This window comes from Paenibacillus sp. DP01 (genome assembly GCF_044784315.1).
In the GTDB taxonomy this organism is placed as follows: Bacteria; Bacillota; Bacilli; order Paenibacillales; family Paenibacillaceae; genus Paenibacillus; species Paenibacillus polymyxa.
This window is the reverse complement of sequence record NZ_CP173059.1, coordinates 2022119-2036445: the sequence shown is the minus strand read 5'-3', so window position 1 is coordinate 2036445 and position 14327 is coordinate 2022119. Positions and strand designations below refer to the sequence as shown.

Annotated in this window: 14 protein-coding genes; 5 read left to right on the top strand and 9 right to left on the bottom strand. The window is 46.3% G+C overall.

Features of this window, described 5'->3' with window-relative positions; all coding sequences use genetic code 11:
- Positions 1 to 126 precede the first annotated feature (126 nt).
- Positions 127 to 1542, bottom strand: a complete 1416-nt coding sequence (locus tag ACH59B_RS09155) for an MATE family efflux transporter (protein WP_123797073.1) — start codon at positions 1540 to 1542, stop codon at positions 127 to 129.
- A gap of 208 nt (positions 1543 to 1750) precedes the next feature.
- The gene (locus ACH59B_RS09150; RefSeq protein ID WP_016819721.1) at positions 1751 to 1948 is read right to left on the bottom strand and encodes a cold shock domain-containing protein; all 198 of its coding nucleotides are present in this window, start codon (positions 1946 to 1948) and stop codon (positions 1751 to 1753) included.
- Positions 1949 to 2121: 173 nt separating this feature from the next.
- Here ACH59B_RS09150 and ACH59B_RS09145 point away from each other — a divergent pair, with 173 nt between their 5' ends.
- The 5 genes from ACH59B_RS09145 (at position 2122) to ACH59B_RS09125 (ending at position 6077) form a co-directional block, all read left to right on the top strand.
- Entirely contained in the window at positions 2122 to 2355 is a 234-nt protein-coding gene (locus ACH59B_RS09145) for a hypothetical protein (protein ID WP_014599632.1), read from the top strand.
- Positions 2356 to 2362: 7 nt separating this feature from the next.
- Positions 2363 to 2551, top strand: a complete 189-nt coding sequence (locus ACH59B_RS09140) for a hypothetical protein (RefSeq protein WP_016819720.1) — start codon at positions 2363 to 2365, stop codon at positions 2549 to 2551.
- 199 nt (positions 2552 to 2750) lie between these two features.
- Positions 2751 to 4547, top strand: coding sequence for an oligoendopeptidase F (gene pepF, locus ACH59B_RS09135; RefSeq protein WP_123797130.1), 1797 nt, complete (start codon positions 2751 to 2753; stop codon positions 4545 to 4547).
- A 56-nt stretch (positions 4548 to 4603) separates the two neighbouring features.
- The gene (locus ACH59B_RS09130; protein ID WP_016819718.1) at positions 4604 to 5026 is read left to right on the top strand and encodes a lipopolysaccharide assembly LapA domain-containing protein; all 423 of its coding nucleotides are present in this window, start codon (positions 4604 to 4606) and stop codon (positions 5024 to 5026) included.
- Between the two features lie 13 nt (positions 5027 to 5039).
- The gene (locus tag ACH59B_RS09125) at positions 5040 to 6077 is read left to right on the top strand and encodes a M42 family metallopeptidase (RefSeq protein ID WP_016819717.1); all 1038 of its coding nucleotides are present in this window, start codon (positions 5040 to 5042) and stop codon (positions 6075 to 6077) included.
- 89 nt (positions 6078 to 6166) lie between these two features.
- Here the strand turns inward: ACH59B_RS09125 and ACH59B_RS09120 are convergent, their stop codons facing one another.
- The 7 genes from ACH59B_RS09120 to hemY form a co-directional block, all read right to left on the bottom strand.
- On the bottom strand, positions 6167 to 8116 hold the full coding sequence (locus tag ACH59B_RS09120; protein WP_016819716.1) for an ABC-F family ATP-binding cassette domain-containing protein: 1950 nt from the start codon (positions 8114 to 8116) through the stop codon (positions 6167 to 6169).
- Positions 8117 to 8237: 121 nt separating this feature from the next.
- The gene (locus ACH59B_RS09115; RefSeq protein WP_123797071.1) at positions 8238 to 8816 is read right to left on the bottom strand and encodes a TetR/AcrR family transcriptional regulator; all 579 of its coding nucleotides are present in this window, start codon (positions 8814 to 8816) and stop codon (positions 8238 to 8240) included.
- Between the two features lie 65 nt (positions 8817 to 8881).
- Positions 8882 to 9688: a DUF92 domain-containing protein gene (locus tag ACH59B_RS09110; RefSeq protein ID WP_090887375.1), complete on the bottom strand. Its 807-nt coding sequence runs from the start codon at positions 9686 to 9688 to the stop codon at positions 8882 to 8884.
- A gap of 163 nt (positions 9689 to 9851) precedes the next feature.
- On the bottom strand, positions 9852 to 10475 hold the full coding sequence (locus ACH59B_RS09105; protein ID WP_090887378.1) for a fumarylacetoacetate hydrolase family protein: 624 nt from the start codon (positions 10473 to 10475) through the stop codon (positions 9852 to 9854).
- A 39-nt stretch (positions 10476 to 10514) separates the two neighbouring features.
- Positions 10515 to 11285 (bottom strand): glycerophosphodiester phosphodiesterase family protein, encoded by a 771-nt coding sequence (locus ACH59B_RS09100; protein ID WP_090887381.1) that lies wholly within the window; start codon positions 11283 to 11285, stop codon positions 10515 to 10517.
- 81 nt (positions 11286 to 11366) lie between these two features.
- Complete coding sequence (locus ACH59B_RS09095; protein WP_090887384.1) at positions 11367 to 12737, bottom strand: CapA family protein; 1371 nt, start codon at positions 12735 to 12737, stop codon at positions 11367 to 11369.
- Positions 12738 to 12874: 137 nt separating this feature from the next.
- Positions 12875 to 14320 carry a protoporphyrinogen oxidase gene (hemY, locus tag ACH59B_RS09090; protein ID WP_039276996.1) on the bottom strand — a complete coding sequence of 482 codons (1446 nt, stop codon included), beginning with the start codon at positions 14318 to 14320 and terminating at the stop codon, positions 12875 to 12877.
- Between the last annotated feature and the right edge of the window lie 7 nt (positions 14321 to 14327).

Sequence of the window (14327 nt, the reverse complement as noted above, 5' to 3'; positions counted from 1 at the left end):
ATTCAAGAAAAATGAGCTCTTCTCACAAAAACGCTTTGTAGCCGTGCCACTGAATTAGCCAAAAATAACAGTCAAACTAGATCCACCCTTATAAAACTTTAATCGCAAATAGTAGAATTGTCCTATCTATCCCTTGTCCTCGGCCAGCTTCATGCCTTGGTTTCCCTCTCCCATGCTAGCCTGCTTCCATTTTCCGAAAACGTAATAGAAAATAACTGCCACGGCGGAGATCGTAAAACCAATAGGAAAGCTCCACCATACAGCATCCAGCCCATACTCATCGACAAATGCATAGGCCAAAGGTATACGAATGCCCCATAATGAAATAATGGTAATGAACAGCGGCACCATTACAGAGCCCGTAGATCGAACAACCCCTGTAATGACATTGGTAATACCGAATATAACAAAAGACCACAAGGTGATCAGATTAATCTGCATACCCAGTTCCAATGCCCCTCCCGTAGAAGGAAGAAACATCAGTAAGGCTTGACGGTTAAATACGTAAATGAATATTACAGCCCCACCAGTCAATACAAAATTATACACAATCCCAATCCAGGTTGTCCTGCGCACTCGATCCCAGCGTCCGGCTCCGATATTTTGAGCGGCGAAGGAAGATACGGCTGCACCTAACGCCATGGCCGGCATCTGCACATAGCTGGACAAATTGTTAGCTGCTGTATAGGCTGCCGCTGCGACTGTCCCGTAGCCGTTGATCAGGTTCATTAAAGCAATCGCACTGGTGGAGACAGCAATCATCTGCAGTCCCATCGGGACTCCTTTACGAATAAGAGTCCAAATAATCTTCCAATCAAATTGAAGTAAGTGAAGCTCTGAAGATGTAATGCGCAGAAAGTATTTTACACGATATAGGTAAATGAGAATCAATACAAAGCTGATCCCTTGAGCAATCAGGGTAGCTGTGGCGGAGCCTCCGATGCCCATAGCAGGGATCGGCCCCCATCCGAATATGAGTAGTGGGTTGAGTAAAACATCCAGTACGACGGAAACGAGCAGAAAATAAAATGGTGTTTTGGAATCTCCAGCCCCTCTCATTACGGTCATGATGTAGTTATATCCGTACAAAAAGGGCATACCCGCGAAAATAATGCGCGTATAGGTGATCGCCATATCGACTGATTCGGCAGGCGTATTGAGCACATGAAGAATCCAAGGTGAGCCCAAAAACCCAATAATACCTATAGCAAAAGCAAGCACCAGGAAAAAGACAGCGCTTGTACCTACTACACGCTTCGTTTCTGCTATGTCACCCGCTCCGATATGTTGTCCAATCAGAATAGTGGCCGCCATGGTGACTCCAAAAATCGAGCTGATCAGAAAGAACATTATAATATTTCCATTCGAAGCGGCAGTCAATGCGGCTTCTCCCAGAAACTTCCCAACCCAGATTGAATTAATCGTTCCATTCAAGGATTGCAAAATGTTTCCGAACAGCATCGGCAAAGAGAACATAAACAGTGTTTTGGCAATAGGGCCTTCAATCAGGGAAGGATTACGATCAGCCTCTGCTGCACTCATTTTCTCAGCTCCCTCAATTTAAAATAACTCATGCTTAGTTTTATTACGTATAATACCCTATTCCGGCCCAACCTTCTCATATCATAAACGTTTTTACGCAAAAAAGCGCAGCTCCTTAAATGTAAGGAACTGCGCTCTCAATTCATCGTTTAACCGTAATATATAAGACATCCGTAAAAACGGAACATTTCTTACAATTCAGTTACACTTACAGTTTGATTACGTTAGCTGCTTGTGGTCCACGGTTGCCTTCAGTAATTTCGAATTCAACATCTTGACCTTCTTCCAAAGTTTTAAAACCGTCGCCTTGGATTGCGGAGAAATGTACAAATACATCCTCGCCACCATCCACTTGGATGAAGCCATAACCTTTTTCTGCGTTAAACCATTTAACTGTACCTTTCAAGTGAACAACCTCCTAAAAATACCGCCATCTATGGCGAATATCCATATTATACTTCATGCTTTTTCACATTGCAATTGGTGTTTTTCCGGGTTTTACGGTCTGGAATGATTTGCTTTTGCGGCAGAAACTGCGGTATCATGAACCAAAACATCTATAAAATCGGAGACATGCATATGATGAAAAAACACGAAATATACAAAAAAGACAAGTGGAATATGATGACTGTCGAGGTGCAGGGCCGTTACATCGTTCTGCGGGAAATATCTGATGATTGGGGCGAGGAAGCTCACACGTTTTTGAGCCGTCCGGCGCTGATGCATTGGGCTGAAAATCGTTTCCCCAAGCAGTCCTTTCAAGATAATGAGGAAGAGTGGCAGCGGATCATGAACGCTTTCAAACAGGTGTAGCCTATTCATGGTGTCCAACAGCTATCTCATCTTCATTATTCTGGCCTTCACGCTGGGCGGAGTGCTGATCATGAAGCGTGAAACGATACCGACTCCTCTCAAAAAGTGGATGGCCCTCACTGCCGTAATCATGATTTGCCTTGCCTTTTATCTTATTGTATACAGCTTATTAAATATAGGTTCCAACCCACAGTAAGGAAAATTATACTTTCAGGGGCAAAAGGTCATACTATGGCATAACAAGCCATGGTATAAGGAGGATATGCCGTTACATGCATCCTGTAAAACCTCTTGCCCTGCTGCTTACGGTAAGCGTGGCGGTTTCTTCGTTTTGGCATCCGTCCCTTACCGCCGCAGCCCTATCCCACATTACGTTCGATCAGAGGAGGCTCTCCATGAATGAAATTGTAAAACGCGCTGATGCGCCAGTGGAAAATACATGGAAACTGGAAGACCTGTTCCCCAACCGCAAGGCATGGGATCAAGAATACGAAGAAGTCAAACAATTGGCCAAAAAGGCTGCTCAATTCCAAGGCAAGCTCAATTCAGCCGAAGCGATTGGCAACTGCTTCAAACTCGAAGATGAGCTGTCACTTAAAACCGAGCGTGTATATGTGTATGCCCATCTTCACCATGATGAAGATACGGCTGAACCTACATATCAGGGTCTTTCGCAAAAAGCTAAAAAACTAGGCGTGGAAGTCAGCGAGTCTCTTTCATTCGTGACACCTGAAATTTTGGCGCTGCCCGATCATCAGCTTGATGCCTTCATTGAAGATCCGAAGCTTTCGGATTATAAGTTTACACTTCAAGAAATGAAGCGGGAAAAAGCTCATATTTTGGGCAAAACAGAAGAAGCACTGCTCGCTCAGGTTGGCAATCTGGCTCAAGCCCCGCAAACAATTTTCGGGATGCTTAACAACGCGGATCTGAAGTTTCCGAAAATCAAGGATGAGCATGGCAAAGAGGTCGAGCTGACTCATGGTAGCTACATCCAATTTCTCGAAAGTCCACACCGCGAAGTACGTGAACGTGCTTTTAAAGCGGTTTATGACACATATGCCAAAAATAAAAATACGATTGCCTCTACATTGAGTGCTAATGTGAACAAAAATATTTTTTATTCTCGTGTTCGCAAATACCCTTCCGTACTGGAAATGTCACTATACGGTGATAATATTCCGAAAGAAGTGTATACGAATCTTATTGATACGATTCATGAAAGCTTGCCCCTGCTTCACCGTTATATCAAGCTGCGTAAGAAGCTGTTAGGTGTGGATGAGCTTCATATGTATGATTTATTCGCTCCGCTTGTGGACGAATACAAGATGGACATTACGTATGAAGACGCCAAAAAGCAAACCAAAGAAGGCCTTAAGCCTCTGGGCGAGGACTATCTGGCTTCATTGCAAAAAGGCTACGATGAGCGCTGGATTGACGTATACGAAAATGAAAATAAGCGTACAGGCGCCTATAGCTGGGGAGCTTATGGCACCCACCCTTATGTGCTCCTGAACCATAAAGATAACCTGAACAGCATGTTCACGCTTGCGCATGAAATGGGGCATGCGTTGCATTCGTACTATTCAGACAACGCATTGAAGTACCGAGATGCACAGTATACCATTTTCCTGGCTGAAGTGGCTTCCACTACTAATGAAGCCTTGCTGATGGATTATTTGCTGAACAAGTCTACCGATCCAAAAGAGAAAATGTACCTTCTCACCTACTATGCGGACCAATTCCGTACAACAGTATTCCGTCAAACGATGTTTGCGGAATTTGAGAAGATTGTACATGAGCGTGCTGAACAGGGAGAATCCCTTACACCGCAGCTTTTGTCGGAGATTTACTATGATTTGAATGTGAAATATCACGGACCTGGCATGAAGGTAGACAAAGACATAGAAATGGAATGGGCACGAATCCCTCATTTCTATAACAGCTTCTATGTCTACAAATATGCTACTGGCTTCTCGGCAGCAACCAGTTTTTCGAAACAGATTCTGGAAGAAGGCCAGCCAGCCGTTGACCGTTACTTAGGCTTCCTAAAGAGCGGTGGCAGTGATTATTCAATCAATATTTTGAAGAAAGCTGGCGTTGACATGTCCTCTCCGCAGCCGATTCGCGAAGCCATGAGCGTATTTGAAGAAGTCATTACGGAAATGGAAAAGCTAACTGAAGGAAAGTAAAACCGTGCACACTTCGAATCCCGCATTAAAAAGATGCACGGATAAATCCCTTGTCCATGGAGGACAAGGGATTTTATAATGTAACGGGAGGAGGTGGCATTTTGAAAACACAATGGTCTTTGATTGCAGCACTTGTTATAGCTTTGTTAACAGCTGTTTTTGCTGTTATTAATGTCAATTCGGTTCAAGTGAACCTTCTGTTTAGCAGGGTCAGCATTCCTTTGATTCTGCTTATTCTCGGTTGCACTCTTTTAGGTGGACTTATTGTCGGTTCTTTCGGAATCTTCCGTCAATATAGGCTTCAGAGAGAGATCAAGCGTCTGACTAATCAGCTTCATACACTACAAGAAGAGCACACATCGGCAGTGGAAGCATACGCGAATGTGTCCAATGACACGACTGGTTCTTCCAGCACGGTGTCTACATCCGACCCAGGTATAGAGCAACCGTCCTCTAACCCTGATCGGTTGTCCAAATGAGGAGGAGCAACAAATGACAATTCAATTCAATGAAAACTATATCATGAGCTTTTTAAATCAGCTTTTGAACACGCCCAGTCCTAGCGGATATACACATCATGTGATGGAGCTGATTCGTAAGGAAGCCGAAAAGCTAGGGGTACCCATCGAATGGAATGCAAAAGGTGGTGCTATCCTGACTCTGGAAGGTGAAGAAACGGACCATACAGTGGCGCTTAGCGCGCATGTGGATACATTGGGGGCGATGGTTCGTTCGATTACAGCGCAAGGTACCCTACGCCTGACATCTGTGGGTGGCTTCATGATGAACAGCATTGAGAACGAATACTGCCTTATTCATACCAGAAGCGGACAAACGTATACGGGCACTATTCTGTCCAGCCACCCATCCGTACACGTCTATGATGATGCACGAAGCTTTGAGCGCAAGGAGAGCCATATGGAGGTACGGATTGACGAGCTTGTCGAGTCGAAAGAAGACGTGCTTCAGCTCGGTATTTCGGTGGGCGATTTTATTTCGTTCGAAGCGCGCCCAGTCGTAACGCCCAGTGGCTTTATCAAGTCGCGGCACTTGGATGATAAAGCCAGCGTAGCGGCACTGTTTGGTTTATTAGAATCATCTGTACATGGAGGCTGGAAGCCTCGACATACTGTTAAATTGCTCATTTCCAACTATGAGGAAGTGGGGCACGGGGCGGCCTACATACCTGAAGGAATCAGTGAGATGATTGCTGTCGACATGGGCTGCATAGGTGAAGATCTGAGCTGCAAGGAAACGGACGTTTCCATCTGTGCCAAAGACTCCTCAGGCCCTTACGACTATAACATGACGACCCGTCTGATTGAGCTGGCCAAGGAGCTGAATATTCCGTATGCGGTAGATATTTATCCGCACTATGGTTCAGACGCTTCGGCTGCGCTTAAAGCAGGCAATAACATTCGTGCCGCACTGATCGGACCTGGCGTACACGCCTCTCACGCAATGGAGCGCACGCATAAGCAGGCCGTATTAAACACTGCCCGTCTGCTCGTGGCTTATGTAACAGCCTAACCATTTTATGCTGCATGGAAAACAGGTGCACATACTTCTACTTCTACAAAAAAGCAAGCCTCCATCTAAATGGAGACTTGCTTTTATTTTTAAGATTTACTTTGTTCAATTTGCTCGGCTAGCTCATTCAAATAGGTCCAACGTTCCATTTGGTACTCTAGATGCTGTTCAGCCTTCGCTTGCTCAGCCATCAGCTCCTGCAACCGTGCCGAATCGCTGAAAGATTCCTCCATCTGTCGCTGAATGTCGACCAATTTCTGTTCGGCTTGTTCAATCAGCTCATCAATCTGCTCATATTCCCGCTGTTCCTTAAAGGTAAATTTAAGCTTGGGTTTATTTGCCCCATTGACTGATTCGGAAGGACCCGCAGACTTAGGTGCAGAAGACCGATTCGAGGAAGCTGTGCCCGGCGAGACAGACGTATTCGCAGAAAGCTGTGCATTTTTACTGATCCATTCTGCATACTCGCTATAGTCGCCTACATGTACACGTACCTGTCCATTCCCTTCGAATGCCAGTATTTTGTCCACGGTCCGATCCAGGAAATAACGATCATGGGAAACGATAAAAACTACGCCTGGGAATTCATCCAGATAGTCTTCCAAAACGGAAAGAGTCTGAATATCGAGATCATTTGTCGGTTCATCCAGCAATAGTACATTTGGTGCGGACATAAGGACACGCAGCAGATACAAGCGACGTTTTTCGCCCCCGGACAAACGAGAAATAACCGTCCATTGCGCACTTGGTGCAAACAGAAAACGCTCCAGCATCTGCGCAGCTGTAATCGTCGAACCATCTGCCGTACGAATCACTTCCGCTTCTTCCTTAATATATTCAATGACACGCAAGGATTCGTCCATTTCCTGATGTTCTTGAGTAAAATAACCGAGCTTCACAGTTGGTCCCAATACAACACTGCCGGAATCTGGTTCTACACGCTGGGCAATCATTTGGAGCAGAGTGGATTTTCCACTCCCGTTAGGTCCCAGGATGCCCACACGATCACCAGGAACCGCAATGTAACTCAAATCCTGAATCAGCTTACGGGAATCTACCGATTTGGACAAATGCTCGATCTCCAATATCTTTTTACCCAGACGTGTGGAGGCCACGGACATATCTACAGATCCAGAACGAGCTTCCGGTTGCTGATCCCTAAGCTGCTCATATCGGTCAATACGCGCTTTCTGCTTGGTCGAACGTGCCTTTGCTCCTCGACGAATCCAGGCCAGCTCATTACGCAGCAGGTTCTTCCTTTTTTGTTCCGAAGATGCTTCCCGCTCCTCGCGTTCTGCCTTCAGCTCCAGAAAACGGGTATAGTTAGCCTCATAACGGAAAAGGCGACCATGATCCAGCTCTAACATGACATTAGCAACTCTATCCAGAAAATAGCGATCATGCGTGATCATTAACAACGCACCACGTCTCTTTTGCAAATATTGCTCCAACCACGCAACGGAATCATTATCAATATGGTTGGTAGGCTCGTCCAAAATGAGCAGCTCACAAGGTTGGATCAAAGCCGCAGCCAAAGCAACCCGTTTACGCTGACCACCAGAGAGAACGCCCATACGAGACTCAAACTGAGTGATTCCCAGTCGGGTAAGTATATTTTTGGCCTCGCTCTCCAGCTGCCATGCTTGGAACGTATCCATTTGCTGACTTGCTCGCAGCAGGCGGTTTTGGAGCTCCTCGCTACCCGGATTCAATTCCAGTAATTCCATCGTTTCTGTATATTCACGCACTGCTTTCATTTCAGGCTGGTTGCCATGAAAAATATGCTGGAGTACCTTCATTTCAGGATCAAACTCCGGATTTTGTGCCAGATACTGAATTCGCACATCGTTGTTCACTGCAATATTACCGTCATCTGGCGGCTCTAGGCCGGAAATTACACGTAAAAACGTTGATTTGCCAGTACCATTTACACCAACAACCCCTATTTTGTCGCGCTCATCCATACCAAAGGAAACATCCTCGAACAACATTTTCTCGCCGTAGCTTTTGGTTATATGTTCAACGGTCATAATATTCATTACAGATTCCCTACTCTTCCCCGATTTTGTGATGCATCTTGTTTATTTTAACACAGACACAGCCAATGATTAAAAAAACCGTTAGCTGAACAAAGCCAGTACGGTTTTAAAAGACCACATGTCAGAATTTTTGTACTCCGGCCTCACAGCCATGCATAAATAAATTAGCTGCCAATGCAGCCGTCTGATCCACGTCACATGCACGGAAATTTTGGTTCAACAAAATATCCATTTTTAGGCGTTCCATCATACCAATGAATGCCTTGGCATGAAATTCGGGCTGCGGCACACCCTCTGACGCCAGTTTATTTTTGACCAGATCGGTATAGTCCTGAATAAATCCCCGCATAAACTCCATAAGATCAGGGTCACTATTCGGAGTCATAAAAAATAATTTAGTATGCTGCTTGCGTTTGTAATAATAGTGGAGATGCAAATTCGCCATCCGCAGCAGTCCCTCTCCCAAAGTATGATTGACCAATGCACCTTGCATTTCGGATAGATATTGTTCGCAATCTCTACGTGTGACTGCTGTAAATAACTGCTCTTTACTTTTAAAGTACAAGTATACCGTGCCTTTAGCAACACCCGCTTGTTCTGCAATTTCGGAAATTTTGCTTTCATAAAAGCCTTTGGTGCCGAAGACAGTGTAAGCGGCGTCCAAAATAGCTTCATATTTATCTCCGTGCATATCCCCCATCTTTGCACCTCCTGAAACAATGATTGAAGCACGCAGTTATTCTCTAGAACGATCTCCAGCCTGGCTCATAGCATAAAGAAGATACCTGCAAGAGCGACCAATCCTCCAAAAATAGAGCTGATGCTATTCACCCGATCATTGCTCATCCAATGCCAGCCTCGTAGATAGACTGTCGTTTGCCCACAATGCGAGTCTACCTCTACTTCCCGTTTGCAAACTGGGCAGAAACGCATCAACTGCACTGTAGCACCAAGATAGGAATCAGCGAAGGCTCCAGCACTGCCAGATAACCCTCCGATCAGTGCCCACAGCCATATTGGCAATTCCGGCATACCTACGGCGTATCCAAAGCCCCATGCGCCTATACCGATCAGTATGCCACCGGCCAAGGCCGCAGCCGTTCCCAATACAGATACTCCTCCCGAGGTTCCGGGTGCCAGCACCTTCCCGGTAAGCACCGAACGAGGCGGCTTACGACTCAGGCTTCCAAATTCCGTTGCCCACGTATCAGCTGTGACTGTAGCCATAACACCGACAAATGCCAGTTGCCAAGCAACATGAGGCCATATCGCATGACCTAGACATAGCAGCATGCCTAATCCCCCATTGGCCCACACTTGTCCTGCATCCCGGTTACCGGTTTTGGCATATGACTTTTCGAGCTCAGCCTTGCGCTCCTTTTTGAACTTCGACAATAGAGTGGACGTGATAAAAAATAAGAGCAATGTGCCGAACCAAAACAGGTTGCCCGCCCCATAATACACAGTTCCCATCAGTACAGCCGCAGCAAAGCCGGATAAGGTTAAGGATTTTTTATAAAATGCAGCCCCCGCCACTACAGCAGCGGAAAGCAACCCAATGATCCAGTCCATGATATACCCCCGCATTTGAGATGAATCTCTGTTTTTCGCTTTTAGTTCTGTATATCATTGTACAATGCTATACGCTTATATAAAAGCCGTGCCCCATGCTTTCGCACAGGACACGGCCTTCACAAGGCTTTTTAAATCATCTTCATTAATGCCGTCTGTAGATTTAGCCGATGATGAAGCTTCCCTGACGGTCACTCCCCCAATAAAGCTCAAAGCGGTCCCCGCTCGCTGTAGGACCTACACCCGCCGGAGTACCCGTAAAAATAATGTCACCCTCACCCAGTCCATATTGAGTCGCTATATATTCAACGATGTTCTGGATGGAAAAGATCATGTCCTTGATATGCCCACGCTGCACCTCTTGTCCATTTTTGAGCAAGGAAAAATCCTGCTGTTCCAGCATGTCCAAGCTCTCTAAAGGCAAGAACGGTGTCACAGGTGCAGACGATTTAAAGCCTTTGGCAGCAGTCCATGGATGACCTTTTTTCTTGAGCGTACTTTGTACATCACGCAGGGTAAAATCAATGCCAAACGCAAAAGCGTTCAGACACGCATCTGCGGTCATGCCTGGTTCGTAGTTACGTCCTACAGCCACCACCAGTTCAGTCTCAAAATGAATATCTCCCTTACCCTGAGGAAGCTCCAGCTTAGCACCATCCAATGGCACAACCGCATGAGATGGTTTCAAGAAAATCATCGGTTCTGTGGGAACATCATTCCCCAGTTCCTCCGCATGCAACTTATAATTGCGTCCGACACAATAAACATTACGAATTTCCACATTCATTACGATCCGTCACCCTTTCTGCGTATGTAGTCCAATTGATTAACGAATAAGTTTACGTATATAGTGCCACAACCGGGGCTTGGAAAGCAAAAAAACCTGCTCCCAGCGATCCGGCCAGTTGGTGCAAATCATCAATTCAGGATGTAATGAGGACAATCTCCGCATGATACGCCGGTCATCCACCGTCCACGCCATGACCGTAATCCCCCGCCCGATCAAATCTTTCAAGAGCTTTCGATCTAACCGTGGATAGCCAATAGACAAAAAAGAACATTGTAAATTTTCTAATTGCTTTGCCAAATCGTCTGGACGGGCATCGATAATCAGTCCGGTACGGATTTCGGGTGCCAGTTCTTTTGCTCGGCGCAAGGCCGCACGCTCAAAAGAGGTTAAAACCACCTCACCCTCCATCCCCCTCATTATAATTTCACGAAGGACGGCTTTCTCTAGTCCCGGATACATATCACCAGCAGTTTTGAGCTCAATATTGAGCGATACACGTCCCTGGCACAAATCAAGCACTTGGGCGAGGGACGGAATAGGTTCCCCGTGATATTGTGCATTTTTCCAGCTACCTGCATCGAGTCGTTGTAAGTCTTTCCAGTCTGCATCCTTTACTCGTCCCGTACCGTTCGTCGTTCGCTCCAGCGTAAAATCATGAAAGACCACCGGAACACCGTCCTTTGACAGCTGTACATCCAGTTCAATCCAGTGCACAAAAGGCTGTTCCAGCGCAAGCTTAAAGGCTGCCATCGTGTTCTCGGGAGCAATCCCCGAGAAACCGCGGTGAGCCACGCACATATGATTCATCCCGTTATGACCTCCATTCACAAAGGAGTCGCTCATACGATCGTTCCGTCCATGTCCATATTAACAATTTCTTTCTTACTGCTACTGAACGCTTACCGTACCATCCACACCTATCGAGACATTGCTTGGTGACAGTGCCGCTACTTTTTGCAAAATTTTGCTGGCCTCCGCATCCTTCAATGGAATCGGTTGACCCAGGTCCGCTCGGTAAGGGGTCAGCTTCATCTTACAGTCCCCGTTCCGGGTACAGGTGGCCTGAAATATCGCTGTATCCCAGGTGACTGGCACCGTTGATTTAGAAAAAATAAAATTGCCTGTGCTGTATGCAATCCATTTGCCTTTATATTGCTCCATCCCTTGTAGCACATGAGGATGACCGCCAACGACAAGATCAGCCCCAGCGTCAATAAAAGCGTGAGATAACTCAGTTTGATGGGGCTCAAGTGCAGTGGCTCGCTCCTTGCCCCAATGGGCAACCACAATCACCAAATCAGCCTGATTTCGTGCCTCACGAATGGACTTTACGATAGCGGTCGAATCATAAGCCCCCGCTACACCGGGCTGCTGGGCACCTGCATTCCAGTTGGCTTCAGGCATGACACGTGTAGCCCCCAACAACGCAATTTTAATCCCGTTACGTTCAAAATAATGCGGCGCATACGCTTCTTTGGCATTGCGTCCAGCTCCAGCATGGGCTATACCCTTTTCATCCAAATAGTTCAGTGTATCCAGTAATCCGCTTGTCCCCTGATCCAAAATATGATTGTTGGCCAAATTTACAGCATCGATCCCTGCCGCTGCCATTGCAGTTAGCGCCTTGGGCGAAGATTTATACACATACGTTTTATTTAACGCTCCAACGCCATTAGTGGTCACCGGTGTTTCCAGATTGGCAATCGTTAGATCGTCTTTATGGAACAAGCTCCCGAGATATTGGTATGGAAAATCAAACCCATTCTGCTCCAACCTCTGCTCAACTTTACCAGAGAACTGCACATCCCCTATGAAGTGAAGTGTAACGGCTGGAGAATTGCCATCATCGTTGTTTGCATCCTTCTTTGGCGAATTCTCCTGTGCTTGCCTGTCTTTCTCCGAAGATGATTTTGCTCCTGAAGAGCTGCCTTCGGAGGCATTGGTGTCGGGCGTTGTCACGGGAGAACTGCTTGTGTCTGGAACGGTTGATTCCTTCGTTTCATTAACTTCTTCACTTCCTGAGGGAGTAGGGTACTCATCATCATTAGCAGCCCCCGTTTGGATGTTCTTTTCAGTTTGCGAATACTGGGCGTTTTCCGCAAGAGAATCACTACTATCGCGTTCAAATATGTAATAATAACCGGAAAGACCTACGATCATTAGCAGCAAGACTAGATTCGTAATGATCCAAGCCTTGCCTATTTTTGGTTTTCTTGCTTTCTTTCGACCTTCATTTCTCTGTGACCTGGGAGGGTACATTCTTCACTCCTTCTATGCTACTACATATGCATAAATTCCTTATTAGCTGGCGAATTTTACACCTTCTCCATTATATATCAAATTTCTATATAAATAGAACCCCTCGCCTGGATCGCGAAGGGTTCATAATCGAACATTTATACCTGTACCTTAACGGCTTCCTGCTGTGCCGCTTGAACAGCATGGGAAGCCCATTCCTTGGCCTGACGGATACAGTCCGGCAAACCGATCGCATCATAGCCAGCGCCTAAAACGTACACCCCTGGCATCGCACTGCGCAGCTCTTCCCGCAGATCAGCTATAGCCTGTGGGTGCCCCACCGGATATTGCGGCATGGAATGACGAAGACGCGTAATTTCTGTGAATAGCGGAGTTGCTGTAACTCCCATCATCTCTTTCAAATCCTTGCGTACCACCGCAATCAGCTCATTATCCGGTAATTCTACTGTTTCTTCAGCACCTGCTCGCCCTACATAACAACGCAACAGTACCTTATCGTCCGGGCTGGTATGTAGCCATTTGGCGGACGTCCACGTACATGCAGTCACGCTACGTCCTTCCTTGCGAGGAACCAGGAAACCGGAGCCGTCAAAGACGTTTTCAATATCTGTTTTATCAAAGGCCATGACTACGTTCGCTACGGATACATATTTTACAGCTTCCAGTGCAGTCACATTTACATGATCTCGCAGTAGCGGCGCAGCAGCGAAGTTAGGAGTCGTTACAAAAATATCGTCTGCCTCCAGCGTCTCTCCATTGTCCAACATAACGCGATAGGAACTTCCTTCATTTTCAGTCGTCTTTGTGAATTCGGTAACAGCAATTCCGGTGCGTAAATCACAGTCATACAAATCATTCAGCAATGCATGCACCAAACTTTGCAAGCCTTGACGGAAGGTCAAAAAAGCGCTTTTCTTGGTACCTGTATGCGTTTCAGCAGGTTTTCGACCTGTCATCATTCCGTGAATGAGGCTTCCATATTGCTGCTCCACCTCAGCAAACTGTGGAAAAGTAGCCTGCAGACTTAGCGTCTTCATGTTGGCAGCATAGATTCCCGCCAGCAGTGGCTCGGTTACATTCTCCAGCACTTCTTTGCCCAGTCGGCGTTCAATAAAATCACCCAGCGCCTCATCTCCCGGTTCACGACGAGGCGGAATGACAAAATCCATCATAGCCCGCATTTTTCCACCTAAAGAGATCAAGCCGCTGCGTAAAAAGGGTTTCAGCTCTGTTGGAATGCCCAGCACCAGCCCAGGAGGCATCGGATGAAGCCGACCTTCATGCAAAATATATGTCTTTTTAGCCTCAGGGTTCGTGCTTACAAGCTCATGATCCAGCTCCAACTCTTTTGCCAGATCTATCATAGCCGTTTTCCGGGCCAAAAAGGAATCTGGCCCCTTTTCAATGACAAAACCATCTTTATGCAATGTTTCAATTTTTCCGCCCAGCACGGAAGCTTTCTCCACCAGCGTAATTCGAGGTGTGTAGCCAGCTTCTTTGTACATTTTCCGTGTATAAAAAGCAGTGCTAAGCCCGGTCAAGCCTCCGCCTACAATTACAATATTACGTACCTTTTGCTCCATTATGTCC